The organism is Streptomyces sp. NPDC127098 (assembly GCF_042722465.1).
Taxonomy (GTDB): Bacteria; Actinomycetota; Actinomycetes; order Streptomycetales; family Streptomycetaceae; genus Streptomyces; species Streptomyces millisiae.
In genome coordinates, this window is the sequence record NZ_JBHXFJ010000048.1 from 12,877 (window position 1) to 31,566 (window position 18,690).

Here is an 18,690-nt window from a genome sequence, read left to right on the forward strand (position 1 = left end):
TCTAGGGACGAGCGGCGGGCGACCGCGGGCTGTGCTCCCGGTCGGTCGCCCGCTCGCCGTTCCTTGCGTCGATCAGGTGCTGGACGAGGGCGACGAGCACCTGGGTGGCCGAGGCCGACTTGCGCGCGTCGCACGGCACCACCGGCACCTCGGGGCGCAGGTCCATGGCGGCCCTGATCTCCTCGGGCGGATAGCGCAGCGCCTGGTCGAACTGGTTGACCGCGACGACGAAGCCAAGACCGCGCCGCTCGAAGAAGTCGACGGCGGGGAAGCCCGCCTCGAGGCGCCGGGTGTCGACCAGCACCACGGCGCCGAGCGCGCCCTGGCACAGTTCGTCCCACATGAACCAGAACCGCTCCTGGCCCGGGGTGCCGAACAGGTAGAGCACGTGCCGCTCGTCCAGCGTGACGCGGCCGAAGTCCATGGCGACGGTGGTGGTGTGCTTGCGCTCCACCCCCACCAGGCTGTCGGTGCCGGCGCCCGCCTGGGTGAGCAACTCCTCGGTGCACAGCGGCTCGATCTCGCTGACGGCGCCGACCAGGGTCGTCTTGCCCACGCCGAAGCCGCCCGCTACCAGGATCTTGACGGCGGTGGGAAAGGGGTCACAGGCGTGCGCGGAGTCCATGCAACACCGCCTCCAGCAGGTCTCGGTCGGTCACGGAACGGCCCGGTGGCACGGGCGAGTTGACGGTCACGGCGCCGAGCTCGAACAGGTCGGCGAGCAGCACCTTGGTGACGGCCACCGGCAGCCGCACCTGGGCGGCGATCTCGGCCACCGGGGTCGACGCCGGACCGGCGCACGTCCGGAGCACCTGGGTGTGTTCCGGGCCGAGCCTGCGGCGTATGGGCCGCCCAGTGGCGACCACCAGGGTCAGCAGGTCGAGGCCGACCGTGGGCCTGGTGCGGCCGCCACAGGCGGTGAAGGGACGGATCAGCCGGCCGGCGCTCTCGTCGAGCCAGGGCAGCTCCCGCGGCGGATCGTGGAGGGTGCCGGGCCCGGGGGCGGCGTCCGGATGGGTGTCGGGCGTGCGGATGGCGGTCAACGGGCCGCTCGCTGCCGCGCCGGGGTGGCGAGGAACGGCCGGACGCTCTTCACCATCAGGGCCATCTCGTACCCGAGGATCGTCGGGTCGGCGTCGGGCCCGGTGAGGACGGCGAGGCAGGCACCCTGCCCGGCGGCGCAGACGGACAGCAGGGCGCCGGCCAGCTGGACCACCACCTGGCGGACCTCGCCGCCGGTCTCCCAGGCCCCCGGCTCGGTGGCCGACGGCGCCTGCGGGAGGGTCGCCGCGCTCCTGGCCAGCGAGTACAGGCCGGCGGCCAGCGCCGCCAACTGGTCGGCGGTGCTCGGTTCCAGGCCGTGCTCGGCCTTGACCAGGCCGTCGGCGGACAGCAGCAGCGCGCTGCGGGCGTGTGGCACCCGCTCGACGAGACCGGTCAGCAGCCAGGACACGTCGGCCTGCCGGCCGAAGGGCACGTCGCTCTCCATGGTCATGGTCGCCTTGATCTCCTCGGGCAGAAGGCTGGTCGGGCTGGTCGGTCTTGTCGGCTGGGACGTGGAACGTGGGGCGGGCGGGGCGGGGCGGACCGGCCGGTCAGGCCAGGTCCTCGGGCCCGTCGGCGAGGCTGGCGCCGCGCCGGAAGGCGGCCATCAGGCCGGGGTCGACACGGGCCCCCGGCGCGGCGAAGGCGTCCGGCGTCGCCGGCGGGGCGTCGCGGAGCTGGGGCACCAGATGTTGCTGGCGCTGCCGCTGTGGCAGGGGCGGCCGGGCCTCGGAGGCGGCGATCGGGACGGCGGGCGCACCGGCCGGCACGGCCGGGGGGTGCGGAGGGTGCGGGGGCGGGGGCGGCGTAGTGGCCGGCCGGGAGGACGGCACGTAGACGCCCTCCGACTCGTCGCCGAGCAGCTCGTGCGGCAGCACCACGACGGCCTGGACGCCGCCGTAGATGTTGCTCTGCAACTGGACCACCACGTCGTGCCGCCTGGCCAGCGTCGAGACCACGAAGAGGCCCACCCGGCCGTCCTCGAGCAGTTGGGCGACGTCGAGCCGCTCGGCCCCGGACAGCACCGCGTTCATCCGGTTCTGCTCGGTCGCGGTCATGCCGAGCCCGCGGTCCTCCACCTCGATGACCAGGCCGGCGGTCACCCGCTGGACGCGCAGCAGCACCTGGGTCTGGGGGGCGGAGAACTCGGTGGCGTTCTCCACGAGTTCGGCGAGCAGGTGGACGACGTCGGCGACGGCGTGCCCGCGCACGGTGCCCTCGATGGGCGGCACCAGCCGGATCCGCGCGTAGTGCTCGACCTCGGCCATGCACGAGCGCAGCACCTCGGACATGGCGACCGGACGGCTCCACTGGCGCCGGGAGATGGCGCCGCCGAGTACCGCGAGGTTCTCGGCGTGCCGCCGGATCCTGGTGGCCAGGTGGTCGATCTGGAACAGGCCCTTGAGCAGGTCGGGATCCTCGACGTCGTTCTCCAGTTCGTCGAGGTACTCCAGTTGCCGGTGGACGAACGACTGCATGCGTCTGGCCAGGTTGACGAAGACCTCGACCCGCTCGTCCGCCCCGCCCGCGAGGCCCGCCGTCGCCGCCTGGGCCACCGCCGCCTCGGCGGCGTAGCCGGCGACGGCGATCTCGTGCCGCAGCTGGTCGAGCGGCGCCTCCTCGGGCTCGGCCGGCGGCGGCCCCTCGGGCGGCTTGAGCCGCTCGCCGCGCTCCACCTTCCGTAGCAGCGCCTGGAGTTCGACCCGGACCCGGGTGGCCTGCCGCCGCAGCAGGGTGAGCCTGGCGAGCAGCGCGCCGGCCTCGCAGACGGCGGCCACGGCGGCGCTCGCGGCGATGGCGAGGGTCAGCACACCGGCCCCGACGAGCACACCGGTGAGGGTGACTCCCCCGCCGGGCGCCTGGCGTGACCCGCTGAGCAGGTAGCCGACCACGGCCACCGCGACGACGGCGACGAGACCGGCGGGCAGGAGGGCGAGACACAGCAACCGGCGTCTGGTTCCCGGCTCGGTGCGGCTCGGTCCCGGGACGGCCAGCCTGCTGTGGCGGGCGGAGTGTGCCCCGTGGCGTAGCTGTTCGGGCATAGGTGTCCTTATCGGCGGTTCGTCGTGCGTAAGGCAACGCTATGCGTCAACGGCGCTGCGGAGAGACACGGTTCGAGCAATCGCCACCCCTCGCCAGCTTCGAACGAGTGATTCCGCCGGGGTCCGACTTGACACCGGTTCGACGAACGGACGGCATTGACCGGATATCGACCGCGATCGGTGTTTCATCGGATCGCCATGTCGTAGGGTCTGGGGTCGTTCGAGACAGCCGAGGAGGGTCCGTGACGCAGCAGTCCACCGAGCCGGTGCTCACCGGAGTGGTCAACTTCCGAGACGTGGGCGGGCTGCCGACGGAGGACGGGCGACGGGTGCGGCACGGGGTGCTCTTCCGCAGCGGTCACCTGGCCCACGCGACCGCGGCCGACCAGGCGTTCCTCGGTGCGCTCGGCCTGCACACGGTCTTCGACTTCCGCAACTCGGCCGACCAGGAGCTCGACGGCCACGACGTGCCGCTGCCCGGCGTCCGCCTTGTCAACATCCCACTGAACGATCCGGCCGAAGGCGCCGCGTTCTGGGCGCTGGTGCGCGACGGCAGCCTGGCCGAGCTGCGCGCCGAGCTGACCGGCCGGCAGGCGCCCGGGCTGATGATCGCCTCCTACCGGCAGATGGTGCTCGGTCGCACCGCCGAACACGGCCGGGTGCTGCGCGCGCTGGCCGCCGGCGGCGTTCCCGCGCTGCTGCACTGCGCCGCAGGCAAGGACCGGGCCGGGCTGACCGTGGCGCTGGTGCTGCTCGCCGTGGGCGTGGAGCGGTCGGCGATCGTCGCCGACTACCTGAAGTCCAACGCCCCGCACCGGCGTTACCGGCTGCGGCGACCGGGGGACGGCGTGCTGCCGGCCGAGCTCGCCGAGGTCGAGGGCCTGCTCGCGCCGCTGTTCGACGCCCGCGCCGAGTACCTGGAGGCCGCCTTCGAGCAGATCGACGCGAGGTGGGGCGGGGTCGACCACTACCTCGCGGCCGGGCTCGGCCTCACCGACGCGGACCGCGAGTCGCTCGCCGAGCTCCTGCTGACGGCGGCCTGACCCCGCTCCCTGCGGCGCTACTTGCGCCGGACCACCACGAAGTCGGCCAACGCGGTCAGCTGGTCGCGCACGCCGCCCGGCATGTCCAGGCCGTCGAGCGCGGCCAGGGCCGTGCGGTGCTGGCGCCTGGCCTCCTCCTCCGTCCAGCTCCGGCCGCCGGCCTCCTCGATCAGCGCGGCCCTGGTGGCGAACTCGGCCTCGTCGAAGTCCTCGAACTCCTCCGCGCTCTTCTTGGCGTCGGCCGTCAGCAGCGCCGTCAGGCGCTCGGCGGCCGGCCCCTCGGCGGCCAGTGCGGCCACCACGGGCAGGGACTTCTTACGCTGCCGGAGATCGCTCCAGGTCAGCTTGCCGGTGGTGGCGGGGTCGCCCCAGATGCCCAGGAGGTCGTCGACGGCCTGGAAGGCGAGCCCGAGGTGGTGACCGTAGGTCTCCAGCGCGTCGGCGAGCGCGTCGTCGGCGCCGCCGATCACGGCGCCGATGCCGGCGGCGCAGGCCAGCAGGGCCCCGGTCTTGTTGCCCTCCATCTCCAGGCACTCGGCGACGCTGACCCGCTCGCGGTGCTCGAACGCGATGTCCTGCGCCTGGCCGTCGACGAGCTTGCGGCTGGCGGCGGCGAGACGCCGGGCGGCGCGGGCGGCGTGCTCGGTGCCGCCCTCCAGGATGACCTCGACGGCCAGCGCGAACAGCGCGTCGCCGACCAGGATCGCCTGGGCGGGACCGTGCACCTTCCAGACGGTGTCCCGGTGCCGCCGCTGCTCGTCGCCGTCCATCAGGTCGTCGTGCAGCAGCGAGAAGTTGTGCACCAGCTCGACGGCGACGGCACCGGGCACGCCGACCTCGGCCGGGGCGCCGGCGGCCTCCGCGGAGAGCAGGGCGAGCGCGGGCCGCACGGCCTTGCCGCTGTCGGCCTCGGTGGGCCTGCCGTGCGCGTCGATCCACCCGAAGTGGTAGGCGGCGACGGTGTCCATGGGCGGGGCGAGCCGGTCGACGGCGGTGCGCAGCGCGGGAGCGGCCAGTGCCCGCCCGCGCTCCATCAGTGCCAGGGCGGCACCATGGCCGTGGGGTTCTGCGGGGTTCACGAGCTCTCCTTGGGAAGTCACTGAGCAGTCTGGTTTCTGCGTGGCGGGGGGCGGCGCCGTCATATCCGCACCGCCCGCGCGGCCGCGAGGCCGCTGCGCACCGCGCCCTCCATCGTCGCCGGCCAGCCGGTGGCGGTCCAAGCGCCGGCCAGGTAGAGCCCGGGTGCCCTGGTCACCGGGCCGGGGCGCAGCCGGCCCACGCCGGGCACCGGGGCGAAGGTGGCGGCGCGCTCCCGGGTGACGAAGAAGTCCCGGACCCGGGCGCCCCCGGCCCGCGGCAGGAGCCGGGCGAGCTCGGGCAGGTAGCGCTTGCGGAGCACGTCGGTCGGCAGCTGGATCTCGTCCCGGGCGGCGGACTGGGACAGCGCGAGGTACTGGTCGCGGTGGCCCGACCGCTCGGCGAGCCCGGCGGGGCCGGTGCGGTCGAAGACCCACTGGACGGGGCTGCCGAGCGCCGCGAGGAAGGGCCGGCGCAGCACCGGCCGGTCGTAGATCACGTGGATGTTGAGGATCGGCGCGTCGCCGATGCGCAGCAGCCGCCCCTGGTCGGCGAGGGCGCCCTCGGGCAGCAGCCGGTGCGCGGCCTCCTGGGGCACGGCCAGGACGACCGAGTCGGCCGTGGCCTCGTCGGGATCCGGCTCCGGGCCGCGCCGCCGGCTGTCGAAGGTGACCCGCCAGCCGCCGGGCGCGGCGCGCAGCCGGCGGACCTTGGTGTCGGTGAGCACGGTGACTCCGGCCCGGTCGAGGGCGGCGCGGGCGAGGGTGTCGTGCAGGTGGCCGAGCGGCACCGAGGGGAGGCCGATGTCGGCGGCGCCGGGCCCGGAGAGCAGCCCGGTGCGGAAGACCATGGCGGCGAGGGCGAGCGAGATGTCGTCGGCCCTGGCGTTGAGGGCCGCCACCCCGATCAGGTCCCAGACGGCCTCGATCCCCCGGTCGCGCTGCCCGTGCCGGCGCAGCCAACCGCCGAAGTCCTGGTCGTCCAGGGCCGGATCGGCGGGGTCGAGGCGGCGCAGCGCGGCGACGGCACGGACCACGGCCGCCCGCTCGGCCGGCGGCAGGTGCGGGTAGCGGGCGAGGGTGCCGGCCAGATGGAGGGGGACCGGCAGGGCGGCGCGGCGGATGCGGCCGAGCCGCCGGCGCTCGGCGTCGAACACCGGGACGTCAAGGCGGGGTTGCAGCGGGGCGAGCGCGGTGCCGCCGACGCGGTCGAGGAAGCCCCGGTAGGCGGTGCAGCAACGCAGGTAGACGTGCTGCCCGTTGTCCACGGTGAGCGGCCCCACGGCGCTGTCGCGGCGGAAGGAGAAGGCGAGGCCGCCGAGCCTGGGGCGGGTCTCGAGCAGGGTGACCCGCCGGCCCCGGTCGGCGAGGGCGAGGGCGGCGGCGGTGCCGGCCAGGCCACCGCCGACGACCACGGTGTGCCCGCGCAGCCGGGCGCTCACGGGTGGGTCCGCCCGGCGACCCGGCGCGCGTCGAGCCCGGACAGGCCCCGCACGGCCACCAGGACCTTCTGGGCGGCGGGCAGGCCGACGCGGCCGCGCAGCACGGCGCGCGGGTCCTCGGCGATGCGGTCGAGCAGCCGGTGGTAGGTGCCGGCCATGGCGGCGACGCAGGCGCCGGAGCGGCGGTCGAGCATGGGCAGCAGCCGGAAGCCCTCGGCGAACAGCTCGCGGGCGCGGGTGACCTCGAAGCGGACCAGGCCGACGAAGTCCCCGCCGGCGGCGGGCGGAACGAGCCTCGGCGCGCCGTCCTCGTCCACGAGGCCGAACTTCCTGAGGTCCTCAGCGGGCAGGTAGGTGCGGCCGTTGTCGGCGTCCTCGCGGATGTCGCGGAGGATGTTGGTGAGTTGGAGCGCGAGGCCGAGCGTGTCGGCGAACTCGTCGGCGCGCTCGGCGTGCCGCGCGCCCGGCACGGTGCCGAAGACCCCGAGCGTGAGCCGGCCGATGGCGCCGGCCACGCAGCGGCAGTAGGAACGCAGCTCGTCCCAGGTCTCGTAGTCGCGGCCCCGCACGTCCATCAGGACGCCGTCGATCAGCTCGTCGAGGCCGCCGAGCGGGATCGGGTAGACGTCGCTGGCATGGGCGAGGGCGACGGCCACCGGGTCGACGTCGTCCTCGGGCACGCCTCCTGAGCGCACCCGGTCGAGCAGGGCACGGGCCTCGGCGAGCCTGATCTCCTTGATGTCGGGGGCGAGGCCGCCGTCGCCGATGTCGTCGACGCGCCGGGCGAAGGCGTAGATGGCGCAGAGCGCCTGCCGCTTGGCAGCCGGCACCAGACGGGCGCCGTACTTGAAGTTCCTGGCGTGCTGGCCGGCGACCGCCTCGCAGTACTGGTAGGCGGCGACGACGGCGGGCGACGGGTGCTTGCTGGTCGGGCTCTTGGTCACGAGGTTGAGCTCACGCGCCCCTTCTGAGTGTGGTTCCCGCCGCGTACAGCAGGCCGCCCTTGCTCGCCTTGGGCGGCCCGGCCAGCACGTCGTACCCGGCGTCGGCGATGGCCTGGGCGGCCGCCCTGCCGCCGCCGATGAATCCGGCGAGCACCAGCCGCAGCCGACCGCGGACGCTGCCCACCAGGGGCGCGCCCTCGTCGAGCAGCCTACGTGCCCGATCGGTGAGATGGGCGACGAGGGTGCGGACGGACGCGTTGGCGCTCGGCGCCGCGAGGTCGGCCTCGGTGACGTGGAAGCGGGCCATGGCGTCGGCCGGCAGGTAGATCCGCCCGCGGCCGAGGTCCTCGGCCACGTCCTGCAGGTGCTCGATCAGCTGGAGCGCGGTGCAGATCGCGTCGGAGCGGCGGATCCGCTCCGGCGTGGCGGTGCCGGTGACGCCGAGCACCATCCTGCCCACCGGGTTGGCCGAGAGCTCGCAGTAGCCGAGGAGTTCCTCGAAGGTGGCGTAGCGGTGGGTGTGCTGGTCGACGCGGTTGGCCTCGATCAGGGCGCGGAACGGCTCGGCGTCGAGGCCGGCGCGCTCCACGGTGGGCACCAGGCGGGCGACCAGCGGGTGGCGGGGCGGGCCGAGGCCCTGCTCGTGGCGGGCGGCGGCGAAGGCACGCTCGAGGTCGGCCTCCAGCGCGTCGAGCATGTCCTGCCGGTCGTCGGTCCGGTCGGCCGGGAGGCCGAGCAGCAGCGCGTCGGCGCCGCCTGGGGGCAGGTCGCCGTCGCCGATGTCGTCGACGAGTCGGGCGTAGCCGTAGAGGGCCGTCAGGTCGTCCCGCCACGCGCGGGGCAGGAACCTGGGGGCCACCGGGAAGTTCTCGTGTGCCGACTTCGCGAGCACCGCGTGGGTGCCCGGGTTCGCCGTCGCCAAACTGCTCATCCCTGTATTTCTACCCTGTGCTCGCCGTGCTTGGCGAAGCAGGCCGGCCCGGGCCCGCCACAGGCGTGCCCGAGCCGGGTGGTCGCCGGCTACTTGCCGGTCTCCTCCTCGTACGCCTTGAGCACCTGGTCGGTCGGGCCGTCCATGATCAGCTCGCCCTTCTCCAGCCACAGCACCCGGTCGCAGGTGTTGCGGATGGACTTGTTGTTGTGGCTGACCAGGAAGACGGTGCCGGCCTCGGCGCGCAGCTCGCGCACCCGCTCCTCGGAGCGGCGCTGGAACTTCTTGTCGCCGGTGGCCAGGGCCTCGTCGATCATGAGCACGTCGTGGTCCTTCGCGGCGGCGATGGAGAACCGCAGCCTGGCCTGCATGCCGGAGGAGTAGGTCCGCATGGGCAGGCTTATGAAGTCACCCTTGTCGTTGATGCCCGAGAAGTCCACGATGCCCTCGTACCGGGCCCTGATCTGCTCACGCGACATGCCCATGGCCAGGCCGCCGAGTATCACGTTCCGCTCGCCGGTGAGGTCGTTCATCAGGGCCGCGTTGACGCCGAGGAGCGACGGCTGGCCGTCCGTGTAGACCCGGCCGCGCTCGGCCGGCAGCAGGCCCGCGATGGCGCGCAGCAGGGTCGACTTGCCCGAGCCGTTGGTGCCGATGAGGCCGATCGCCTCGCCGCGGTAGGCGACGAAGCTGACGCCGCGCACGGCGTGCACCTCGCGCACCCTGGCCCGCGGCTCGCGGCGGACGATCCGGCGCAGGGCGGCGGTGGCGTTGCCCCGGGCGCCGTGGCCGTAGACCCGGTAGACGATGTGCAGGTCGTCCGCGATGACGGTCGGCACCCGGCCGTCGTCCGCCACGCGGACCGGGACCTTGGACGCGGGGATGTTTGATTCAGCCACGGCCGTACTGCTCCTCCGCCTTCCAGAAGTACACGAAGCCGCCGATTCCTATGACGGCCGCCCAGGCGACAGCGTAGACCCAGGTCACCTGCGGGACGCCGTCGGCGTAGGCCCCGTCCATCAGGGAGTAGCGCATGAGGTCGATGAAGACGAGGGCCGGGTTGGCCTCCAGGACGTCGATCAGCCAGCTCGGCGCGTCGGTGCCCTCGAGCTTGTAGCGCAGCGGGAAGATCACGCCGGAGCCGTACATCCAGGTGCGCAGGATGAACGGCATCAGCTGGACCAGGTCCGGGGTGTTGCTCCCCATCCTGGCGAAGATCATGGCGAGCCCGGTGTTGAAGACCAGCTGGAGCGCCAGCACGGGGACGATCATCACCCAGGAGAACCGGGGGAAGTGCTGGAAGCCGATCATCACGACGGCCAGCACGATCATCGAGTAGAGCAGCTGCTGGAGCTGCTGGAGGGAGAACGAGATCGGCAGCGAGGCTCGGGGGAAGTGCAGGGCCCGCACCAGGCCCAGGTTGCCGGAGATCGACTTGACCCCGGAGATCACCGAGGCCTGGGTGAAGGTGAAGACGAAGATCCCGGTGACCAGGAACGGGATGTACTCGTCGTTCTCCATGGGTTCCCGGCCGCCCATCACGAGGCCGAAGATCAGGAAGTAAACGAAGGCGTTCAGGAGTGGCGTGAACACCTGCCAGAGTTGGCCGAGTTTCGCCTGGCTGTACTGGGCCATCAGCTTCGCCTGGGAGAAGGCGACGATGAAGTGTCGGCGTCCCCACAACTGCCGTACGTACCGGGGCAACGAGGGCCGGGCACCACTGACGGACAGACCATGACGGGCCGCGAGCTCGGCCAGTGTCACATCATGTGGGGGTGCGCTGGTGCGCGTGGTCTCACTCACCTTGAAAACTCTCGTCCTCGCAGGGCAGCAGGCGGATGGCGCCGCGGAGCAGCGGCTCCTGGATGGTCTCAGATCCGAGCTTGTCAGATGACGGGAGGTCGGCCGAGACGTGTCAGGCGCCACACCGTACGCCAACGCATGGGCCTCCGGCGACCACACGGCGTCCGCCAGCCCTCCGCGAAGCCCCGGAACCAGGCGCCGAGCGCCGCGGGCGAGCGGGTTCTGGCCACGGTGAGCAGCAGCCAGACCAGCAGGTAGAGGGGGATCAGCGGCAGCGGCAGGTTGCGCCTGGCCAGCCAGACCCGGTTCCTGGCCACCATGCGGTGGTAGACCGCGTGCCGGGAGGGGGCGGTGGTGGGGTGGTGCAGCACCAGGTCGGCGCGGTACTCGATCCGCCAGCCCGCGTCCAGCGCCCGCCAGGCCAGGTCGGTCTCCTCGTGGGCGTAGAAGAAGTCCGCCGGCAGGCCGCCGACCTCCTGGAAGACCCGGGTGCGCACCGCGTTGGCGCCGCCGAGGAAGGTGGTCACCCGGGAGGAGCGCAGCGGGTCGGAGGCGCGCAGCCGGGGCACGTGCCGGCGCTGGGTGACGCCGGTGACCGGGTCGGCGATGCGGAAGCTGACGATGCCGAGGCGCGGGTCGGCGGCGAAGGCGTCCCGGACGAGCTCGGCCGTGCGGGGGTCCGGGAGGTGGCCGTCGTCGTCGAGGAAGAGCAGCACGTCGACGTCGCGGCCGCCGGGGCCGAAGGCCTCGATGCCGACGTTGCGCCCGCCGGGGATGCCCAGGTTCTCCGGCAGCTCTATGCCGCGGACGGTCTCGGGCAGGTCGGGGAGCGCGGCGCCGTTGCCGACGACGACGATCTCGATCGGGTCGCCGTGCTGGTCGGCGACCGAGTCGAGCAGCGCGCGCAGTTCCTTGGGGCGGTCGCCCATGGTGAGGACGACCGCGCCGAGCCTCGGCGGGCCCGCCTCCCCGCTCCCGTCCGTCCCCCCGGACATCTCCGTCACCGCAGTCTGCTGGAGGCGAGGATGGACACCAGGTGCAGCAGGGTCTGGAGCACCGCTATCGCGGCCAGCAGGGCCACGCCGAACCGGGTGAAGAACAGGTCGCCGCGGACCAGGTCGAGGATCCCGACGAGCAGGATCAGCAGCGAGGCCTCCACGCCGCCGACCAGCCGGTGGAACTTGAGGGCGGCGGCGGCACGGCGGGCGAGTGCCACGCCGGAGGAGCGGGGCACGGCGGCCTCGTCCTTGACGGCGGCGAGGCCGCTGCGGGTCCTGGCGACGTCGACCAGGTCGGTCTCGGCCTTGATCAGGATGGCGCCGAGCGCGGCCACCGTGCCGAGGAAGGCCCAGAGCCAGTTGGGCGCGGCCTCCTCCTGGGCGAACACGTCGGCGGCCCGCACGCCGAAGCCGACCAGCAGCGCGGCCTCGGCGAGGTAGTGGCCGATCCGGTCGAGGTAGACGCCGGTGACCGAGGTCTGGGCGCGCCACCTGGCGACCTCGCCGTCGACGCAGTCGAGCAGCAGGTAGAGCTGGATCAGCAGGGCCGCGAGCAGCGCGCCGGCGAGCCCGGGGACCAGCAGCACGGCCCCGGCGGCGACGCCGGCCACCACCATCAGGTAGGTGAGCTGGTTGGGGGTGATCCGCGAGTTGACCAGGTGCCTGGTCCAGCGCAGCGAGATCTCCCGCATGTAGAGGCGGCCGGCCCAGTGCTCTCCGCTGCGCCGGTCCTTGACCCCGGCCGGGTGCACGACCGGCCGGAGTTCAGCTACTGATGGCTTTGACATAGTCCGCGTACGCGTCCCTGATCTCGTCGGTGGTCAGGTCGAGGTGCTCGAGGATGGTGTAACGGCCCGGCCTGGTCTGGGGCGCGAACGCCACGGCCGCCACGAACTCCTCGGTGCTGAAGCCGATGTCGCCCGGCAGGACCGGCAGGTGGTGGCGCCGCAGCACCTCGACGATCAGCCGGCAGTGGTCGCGCTCCCCGCGCAGGTGCATCGCGAAGGCGGCGCCGAGGCCGACCTGCTCGCCGTGCAACGCCGCTCGCCTGGGGTGGAGGATGTCCAGCGCGTGCGAGATCTCGTGGCAGGCGCCGGAGGACGGCCTGGTGTGTCCGGCGACGGTCATGGCGATGCCGGAGAGCACGAGCGCCTCGGCGAGCACCGTGAGGAAGGCGTCGTCCGCGCAGTCGCCCGGGTGGCGGAGCACGGCCTCGCCGGCCTGCCTCGCCATGGCGGCGGCCAGGCCGTCGATCTGCTCGCCGGTCTCGCGGTGCGAGAGCTCCCAGTCGGCGATGGCCGAGAGGTTGGAGACGACATCGCCGATACCCGAGCTGACGAAACGCGCCGGCGCCTGGCGGATCACGTCGAGATCGACGACGAGCGCGATCGGGGTGGGCACGCCGTAGGAGCCACGCCCGGCGTCGTTGTCCAGGATGGAGACCGGGGAGCAGATGCCGTCGTGCGACAGGTTGGTGGCCACGGCGACCATCGGCAGCCCGACGCGGGCCGCGGCGTACTTGGCGACGTCGATGATCTTGCCGCCGCCGAGTCCGACGATGGCGTCGTAGTGGCCGGACCGCATGGCGTCGGCGAGCTGGACGGCGGCGTCGATGGTGCCGCCGGCCACCTCGTACCAGTCGGCGCCCGGCAGGGCGGGGGCGAGGCGCTGGCGCAGGGTGGCGCCGGAGCCGTTGCTGATGGCCACGGCCAGCCGGCCGGACGAGGAGATCCGCTGGTCGGCCAGGAGCCCCGCCAGGTTGTCCAGGGCCCCGGCGGCGATGTCGACCGAGACCGGGGAGGGGATGAGGCGGGTCAGTACCGGCACGCGATCTCCCTGCCCTTGGCGAGGTCGTCGTGGTTGTCGATCTCGACCCAGCTGACCTCGCCGATGGGGGCGGTGTCGACCTGGAAGCCACGGTTGACGAGCTCCTGGTAGCCGTCCTCGTAGTAGAGCTGCGGGTCGCGCTCGTAGGTGGTGCGCAGCGCGTCGGCCAGCTCTTCGGCGGCCTCGGGCTCGATGAGGGTGACGCCGATGTACTCGCCGGTGGCGTCCGCCGGCTCCATCAGCTTGGTGATGCGGCGCACGCCGGTGGCCGGGTCGGCGACGACCTTCATCTCCTCGTCGGCGAGCTTCTTGACCGTGTCGAGCGCGAGGATGATCTTCTGCCCCTGGCCACGGGCCGCGAGCAGGGTCCGCTCGACGGACGGCGGGTGCACGGTGTCGCCGTTGGCGAGGATCACGCCCTGCTTGATGACGTCCCGCGCGCACCAGAGGGAGTAGGCGTTGTTCCACTCCTCGGCCTTGTCGTTCTCGACGAGGGTGAGCTTGACGCCGTAGCGGCTCTCCAACGCGGCCTTGCGCTGGTAGACGGCCTCCTTGCGGTAGCCGACGACGATCGCCACCTCGTCGATGCCGACCTCGGCGAAGTTGGCCAGCGTCAGGTCGAGGACGGTTCTCGGTTCGCCCCCGTCGGTGGGCTCGACCACCGGCACCAACGCCTTGGGCAGGGTGTCCGTGTAGGGGCGAAGGCGGCGTCCGGCGCCGGCGGCCAGCACGAGGCCGATCATGCGGGTTCTCCTGTTTCGTCGTGTACGGCGGGTGCCTGGGAGGAGATCCAGAAGCGGATGCTCTCGCCAAGAACCAGAAGCGCGAGACCGCCGGCGAGGACGGACAGCGCGGTGGTGAAGCCCGCTCCGGTCGCCCAGAGGGCGGCGAAGGCGGCGACCACCAGGACGCGCCCCTCGTGTCCGCCGGTGGCCTGCACCAGCCAGCGCGGGGGCGCCCCGGCGCCGCCGCGGAGGCGGTACACCGTGTCGTAGTGATGGTAGGCGCTGGCGGCCACCAGGCAGAAAGCAGCCGGCAACGCTCCGTTCACCCCGTGGTCGGCGGCGTCGGCCGCGAGGATCAGCACGGTGAGGTACTCGCCGGCCCGGAAGAGCGGCGGCAGCAGCCAGTCGAAGGGGCGGCGGGGCTCGGCGGCCAGCGCGCGGCCGGCGCAGAGCACGTAGAGGGCGGCGGCGCCGACCGCGTACCAGCCGCCGGCGACGCCGGGCAGCAGCAGGGCGCCGAGCAGCGCGCCCGTGCCGGCCAGGGCCCAGAGGGGGGCGGCGAGCGCCGGTCGCCGGGCGGGGGTGCGGGGTGCGGCGACGGCCTCGGCGAGCGGGCCGTTGTCGGCGAGGCCGACGAGCGCGCGGGCCGCGTCCTCGCCGACGGCGGGCAGCCGGCGGGAGCGCAGCAGCCGGCCCGCGGTGGTGTAGCAGGCCGCGAAGCCGCTGGCGACGAGCAGCACGACGAAGGTGACGCGGGGGGTGGTGAGCGCGGTGAGCAGCGCGATGAGGGCCCAGCGCTCGCCGATGGGCAGCACGATCATGCGGCGGGCCCAGACGGTCCAGCCGATGCGGTCGAGCCGGCCGGTGAGGGCGGCGGAGGCCGCGCCCGAGGAGCTGCCCTGGACGGTGGTATGGGCCTCGTTGAAGGCGAAGTCGACGATGTGGCGGCAGGACTGGAGCACCATGGCGCCGAGTGCCAGGGCCCACACGTCGTCACCGCCGCGGGCGGCGCCGAGGGCGAGGCCCGCGTAGTAGGCGTACTCCTTGGCCCGGTCGAAGGTGGCGTCGAGCCAGGCGCCGAGGGTCGAGTACTGGAGCGAGTAGCGGGCGAGCTGGCCGTCGGTGCAGTCGAGCACGAAGGAGAACAGCAGCAGCAGGCCGGCGGCGACGAAGCCGCCCCTGGTGCCGGTGGCGGCGAAGCCGGCGGCGACCAGGGCGGTGAGCAGCGAGGCGGTGGTGACCTGGTTGGGGGTGAGGCCGCGGCGGGCGCACCAGCGGGCCAGGTAGCGGGAGTAGGGGCTGACGAAGTGGGTGGTGAAGAAGCCGTCCCGCGACTTGACGGCGGTGCGCAGCCGGACGGCCTCCTCGTCGACGCCGGCGACCGCGGCCGCGGCCGCGTCGCGCTCGGTGCCGGTGGCGGGGACGGCCGCGACGAGGGTGCCGAGCTCGGGGCGGTGCACGGGGGTGCCCTCGGCCTCGACGCGCTGGGCGAGCCGGTCGGGCAGGCAGTCGGTGGCCGGCGGGGCGGCGACCGAGCCGCCGCCCTCGGCCTGCTCGGCGGCCGGGCGGGCGGCGTCGTCCTGGGTGGCGGCGGCGGTCAGCGCGCCGCGCTCACCGGGGAGCACGGTGATCGCGCCGGGGATGGCCGCCGCGCCGAAGCGGGGGTCGGTGAGGCCGAGGCGGAGGCTGTGCCGGTGCCCGACGAAGCGGGGGTCGACCACGGCGACGCGCTGCCCGGCGGGTACCGCGGCCAGGGCCCGGGCGAGGTCGGCGGGCCGCTCCGCCACCCGCACGGCGAATCCCAGCGCCGTCAGGTCGTGTTCGAGCGTTGACCCGGGAGGGGGCGGACCGGTGAGGATCGCGGTCGACAGCTGACTCACTCCTTGAGGCGGGGTCGCGCTCTGCGACCCGCACGTCGGCAGAGATTATCTGATGAGAACCCAGCGGCAAGAATGGCGTTGGCCTCAGGAAACCCGGAGTTCATGTCGCTCCCCGCCGCGGGTGCGGATGCGACCCTACGCGATCGTTCGGACACGGTGCGCGCCCACCGTTAGGCTGCGGCCATGAGCTGGCTGATCACCGGTGGCGCCGGGTACATAGGGGCACATGTCGTCGAGGTCCTGCGGGCCGCCGGGGAGCGGGTCGTGGTGCTCGACGACCTCTCCACGGGTCTTGTCGAGCGGCTGCCCCCCGAGGTGCCGGTGGTGGTCGGCTCGGTGCTCGACCGGGCGCTGCTCGACCGGGCGCTGGGCGAGCACGGGGTGACGGGCGTGGTGCACCTGGCGGCACGAAAGCAGGTCGGGGAGTCCGTGGCCGACCCGCTCGGCTACTACCGGACCAACGTGCACGGGCTCACGGTGCTGCTGGAGGCGGTCGTGGCGGCGGGGGTGCGCCGGTTCGTCTTCTCGTCCTCGGCGGCCGTCTACGGGATGCCGGAGGCCGGCGACCTGACGGGCGGCCTGGTGACCGAGCAGACCCCGTGCCGACCGATGAACCCGTACGGCGAGACGAAGCTGGCCGGCGAGTGGCTGGTCAGGTCCACCGGCCTGGCGCACGGCATCGGCACGGTCTGCCTGCGCTACTTCAACGTCGCCGGCGCGGCCAGGCCCGAGCTGGCCGACGCCGGGGCGGCCAACGTCATCCCGATGTTCTTCGAGCGCCTCTCGCGGGGCGAGCCCCCGATGATCTTCGGGGACGACTACCCGACGGCGGACGGCACCTGCGTCCGGGACTACGTGCACGTCTCGGACCTCGCGGAGGCGCACCTGGCGGCGGTCCGCCACCTGGAGCGCGCCGAGGACCCGGCGACCGCCGGCGACCTGACGGTGAACATCGGCACCGGGCGGGGCGCCTCGGTGCGGGAGATGGCCGATCTGGTGGCCGAGGTCACCGGCGTGCGGGAGCCGGCGCCCGAGGTCGTGGACCGGCGCCCCGGCGACCCGGCGCGCGTGGTGGCCTCGGCCGCGCTGGCGCGCGACCGGCTCGGCTTCGAGGCGCGCCGCGACCTCGCCGAGATGGTCGCCTCGGCCTGGTCCGGCTGGTCGGCGCGGCACCCCGGTCCGGCCTGACCTCGGGCTTTGCCCACGGCCGGGTCGACCGGCCCCGAGAACGGGAAATCCGCAGGTCAGCGCAATGACAACGGTGTTCAGTGCCGCGTTGCCATATACCCCCCACCCGTAGTTCACTGAGGTCGCGACGCCGGATCGACTTCAGGAGGGCGACGGCCATGGGAGCCGGACACAACCACGGCGGACACCAGCACCACGGGGGGTCGGGCGGCACCGCGGGAGCGGCCTATGTGGGGCGGCTCCGCTGGGCCCTCGCGCTCTCCTGCGTGCTGCTGGTCGCCCAGGTGGTGGGCGCGGGCGTGACCGGCTCGCTGGCGCTGCTCGCCGACGCGGGGCACGTGGCGACCGACGCGGTCGGCGTCGCCCTGGCGCTGTTCGCGATCCACGTGGCCAACCGGGCGACGAGCGAGCGCCGCACCTTCGGCTTCGCGCGGATGGAGATCCTGGCCGCGCTGCTCAACTGCGTGCTGCTGCTCGGCGTCGGCGGCTACATCGTCTTCGAGGCCGTCGAGCGGCTACGCGAGCCGGCCGAGGTGCCAGGCGGTCTCACCGTGCTGTTCGGCGCGCTCGGCCTGCTGCTCAACTGCGTCTCGCTGTTGCTGCTGATGGGCGGGCAGCGGGAGAGCCTGAACGTGCGTGGCGCGTTCCTCGAGGTGCTGGCCGACGCGCTGGGCTCGGTGGCCGTGGTGGTCGCCGCCGTTGTGATCATCACCACGGGCTGGCAGCGGGCGGACACGATCGCCTCGCTGGTGATCGCCGTGCTGATCGTGCCGCGGACCGTGAAGCTGGCGCGCGAGGCACTGGACGTGCTGCTGGAGGCGGCCCCGAAGGACGTGCGGATCGCCGAGGTCAGGTCGCACATCCTGGAGCTCCCCGGCGTGGAGGACGTGCACGACCTGCACGTCTGGACGATCACCTCGGGCATGCCGGTGCTCTCCGCCCACGTGGTGGTCGACCAGGACACCCTGGACGCGGTCGGGCACGAGCGGATGCTGCACGACCTCCAGGGGTGTCTCGGCGAGCACTTCGATGTGGCGCACTGCACATTCCAGTTGGAGCCGCGGGGGCACGCGGAGCACGAGGCCGGTCTCTGCCACTGAGCCGGTGCGGCACACTGGTCGGAGCCGAACCTCGTGATCAGGAAAGACCGGGAGACCCGCTACATGCCCCACAGCACAGCCGTCGAGCCCGGTCAGATCCTGCTGGAGCTCGTCGACGAGGACGGCGCGACGATCGGCACCTCGGAGAAGCTGGCCGCCCACCGGGCACCGGGGCTGCTCCACCGGGCCTTCTCGGTCTTCCTCTTCGACCCGGCCGGGCGGCTGCTGCTCCAGCGCCGCGCGGCCGGCAAGTACCACTCCCCCGGCGTCTGGTCCAACACCTGCTGCGGGCACCCCTACCCGGGCGAGCCGCCGTTCCTGGCCGCGACCCGGCGCACCTCCGAGGAGCTGGGCGCGGCGCCCGCGCTGCTGCGCGAGGCCGGCACCGTCCGCTACCACCATCCGGACCCGGACTCCGGCCTGGTGGAGCGGGAGTACAACCACCTGTTCGCCGGTCTGGTGACCGAGCCGCTGCGGCCCGACCCGGCGGAGGTCGGCGAGACGGCCTTCGTCACCCCCGGCGAGCTCGGCCGGCTGATCGACGGCCGGGCGTTCTCGGTCTGGTTCGGGACCGTGCTCGACGCGGCCAGGCCCGCGATCAGAGAGCTGACGGGAGCCGCCGCCGGCTGGTGAGGCGGCCGGGCCGC

General features: G+C 73.6%; 19 protein-coding genes. 4 read left to right on the forward strand and 15 right to left on the reverse strand.

The window, feature by feature from the left end:
* Nucleotide 1: 1 nt before the first annotated feature.
* From ACFWI8_RS25715 to ACFWI8_RS25730, 4 genes are all read right to left on the reverse strand, one after another.
* Nucleotides 2-625 (reverse strand): ATP/GTP-binding protein, encoded by a 624-nt coding sequence (locus tag ACFWI8_RS25715; RefSeq protein ID WP_387095856.1) that lies wholly within the window; start codon nt 623-625, stop codon nt 2-4.
* On the reverse strand, nt 603-965 hold the full coding sequence (locus ACFWI8_RS25720; RefSeq protein WP_387095962.1) for a DUF742 domain-containing protein: 363 nt from the start codon (nt 963-965) through the stop codon (nt 603-605). The genes ACFWI8_RS25715 and ACFWI8_RS25720 overlap by 23 nt, the downstream gene beginning before the upstream one ends.
* 74 nt (nt 966-1,039) lie before the next feature.
* Nucleotides 1,040-1,489, reverse strand: coding sequence for a roadblock/LC7 domain-containing protein (locus ACFWI8_RS25725; protein ID WP_387095965.1), 450 nt, complete (start codon nt 1,487-1,489; stop codon nt 1,040-1,042).
* A 106-nt stretch (nt 1,490-1,595) separates the two neighbouring features.
* The gene (locus tag ACFWI8_RS25730) at nt 1,596-3,086 is read right to left on the reverse strand and encodes a sensor histidine kinase (RefSeq protein WP_387095859.1); all 1,491 of its coding nucleotides are present in this window, start codon (nt 3,084-3,086) and stop codon (nt 1,596-1,598) included.
* A gap of 242 nt (nt 3,087-3,328) precedes the next feature.
* Here ACFWI8_RS25730 and ACFWI8_RS25735 point away from each other — a divergent pair, with 242 nt between their 5' ends.
* Entirely contained in the window at nt 3,329-4,129 is an 801-nt protein-coding gene (locus tag ACFWI8_RS25735) for a tyrosine-protein phosphatase (protein WP_387095862.1), read from the forward strand.
* A gap of 17 nt (nt 4,130-4,146) precedes the next feature.
* Here the strand turns inward: ACFWI8_RS25735 and ACFWI8_RS25740 are convergent, their stop codons facing one another.
* From ACFWI8_RS25740 to ACFWI8_RS25790, 11 genes are all read right to left on the reverse strand, one after another.
* Nucleotides 4,147-5,163: a polyprenyl synthetase family protein gene (locus ACFWI8_RS25740; protein WP_387095968.1), complete on the reverse strand. Its 1,017-nt coding sequence runs from the start codon at nt 5,161-5,163 to the stop codon at nt 4,147-4,149.
* A 104-nt stretch (nt 5,164-5,267) separates the two neighbouring features.
* Nucleotides 5,268-6,647 carry a hydroxysqualene dehydroxylase HpnE gene (gene hpnE / locus ACFWI8_RS25745; protein ID WP_387095865.1) on the reverse strand — a complete coding sequence of 460 codons (1,380 nt, stop codon included), beginning with the start codon at nt 6,645-6,647 and terminating at the stop codon, nt 5,268-5,270.
* On the reverse strand, nt 6,644-7,591 hold the full coding sequence (hpnD, locus tag ACFWI8_RS25750) for a presqualene diphosphate synthase HpnD (RefSeq protein WP_387095867.1): 948 nt from the start codon (nt 7,589-7,591) through the stop codon (nt 6,644-6,646). Before hpnD ends, hpnE begins: the two co-directional genes overlap by 4 nt.
* A 10-nt stretch (nt 7,592-7,601) precedes the next feature.
* Nucleotides 7,602-8,522 carry a squalene synthase HpnC gene (hpnC, locus tag ACFWI8_RS25755; RefSeq protein ID WP_387095870.1) on the reverse strand — a complete coding sequence of 307 codons (921 nt, stop codon included), beginning with the start codon at nt 8,520-8,522 and terminating at the stop codon, nt 7,602-7,604.
* A gap of 89 nt (nt 8,523-8,611) precedes the next feature.
* On the reverse strand, nt 8,612-9,421 hold the full coding sequence (locus ACFWI8_RS25760) for an ABC transporter ATP-binding protein (protein WP_387095873.1): 810 nt from the start codon (nt 9,419-9,421) through the stop codon (nt 8,612-8,614).
* Complete coding sequence (locus tag ACFWI8_RS25765) at nt 9,414-10,325, reverse strand: ABC transporter permease (protein WP_387095876.1); 912 nt, start codon at nt 10,323-10,325, stop codon at nt 9,414-9,416. The genes ACFWI8_RS25760 and ACFWI8_RS25765 overlap by 8 nt, the downstream gene beginning before the upstream one ends.
* A gap of 83 nt (nt 10,326-10,408) precedes the next feature.
* Complete coding sequence (locus tag ACFWI8_RS25770; RefSeq protein ID WP_387095878.1) at nt 10,409-11,320, reverse strand: glycosyltransferase family 2 protein; 912 nt, start codon at nt 11,318-11,320, stop codon at nt 10,409-10,411.
* Between the two features lie 5 nt (nt 11,321-11,325).
* Nucleotides 11,326-12,111 (reverse strand): CDP-alcohol phosphatidyltransferase family protein, encoded by a 786-nt coding sequence (locus ACFWI8_RS25775; RefSeq protein WP_387095881.1) that lies wholly within the window; start codon nt 12,109-12,111, stop codon nt 11,326-11,328.
* On the reverse strand, nt 12,089-13,150 hold the full coding sequence (locus tag ACFWI8_RS25780) for an iron-containing alcohol dehydrogenase family protein (RefSeq protein ID WP_387095884.1): 1,062 nt from the start codon (nt 13,148-13,150) through the stop codon (nt 12,089-12,091). Before ACFWI8_RS25780 ends, ACFWI8_RS25775 begins: the two co-directional genes overlap by 23 nt.
* Nucleotides 13,138-13,893 carry a sugar phosphate nucleotidyltransferase gene (locus ACFWI8_RS25785; RefSeq protein WP_387095887.1) on the reverse strand — a complete coding sequence of 252 codons (756 nt, stop codon included), beginning with the start codon at nt 13,891-13,893 and terminating at the stop codon, nt 13,138-13,140. The genes ACFWI8_RS25780 and ACFWI8_RS25785 overlap by 13 nt, the downstream gene beginning before the upstream one ends.
* Nucleotides 13,890-15,746, reverse strand: a complete 1,857-nt coding sequence (locus ACFWI8_RS25790; protein ID WP_387095971.1) for a DUF5941 domain-containing protein — start codon at nt 15,744-15,746, stop codon at nt 13,890-13,892. The genes ACFWI8_RS25785 and ACFWI8_RS25790 overlap by 4 nt, the downstream gene beginning before the upstream one ends.
* A gap of 192 nt (nt 15,747-15,938) precedes the next feature.
* On the opposite strand from ACFWI8_RS25790, the gene galE reads away from it, so the two are divergent.
* From galE to idi, 3 genes are all read left to right on the forward strand, one after another.
* Entirely contained in the window at nt 15,939-16,943 is a 1,005-nt protein-coding gene (gene galE / locus ACFWI8_RS25795; RefSeq protein WP_387095890.1) for a UDP-glucose 4-epimerase GalE, read from the forward strand.
* 158 nt (nt 16,944-17,101) lie between these two features.
* A complete protein-coding gene (locus tag ACFWI8_RS25800) occupies nt 17,102-18,043 on the forward strand; it encodes a cation diffusion facilitator family transporter (protein WP_387095893.1) in 942 nt (313 codons plus the stop codon).
* Nucleotides 18,044-18,106: 63 nt separating this feature from the next.
* Complete coding sequence (idi, locus tag ACFWI8_RS25805; RefSeq protein WP_387095895.1) at nt 18,107-18,676, forward strand: isopentenyl-diphosphate Delta-isomerase; 570 nt, start codon at nt 18,107-18,109, stop codon at nt 18,674-18,676.
* The last annotated feature ends 14 nt before the right edge of the window (nt 18,677-18,690 follow it).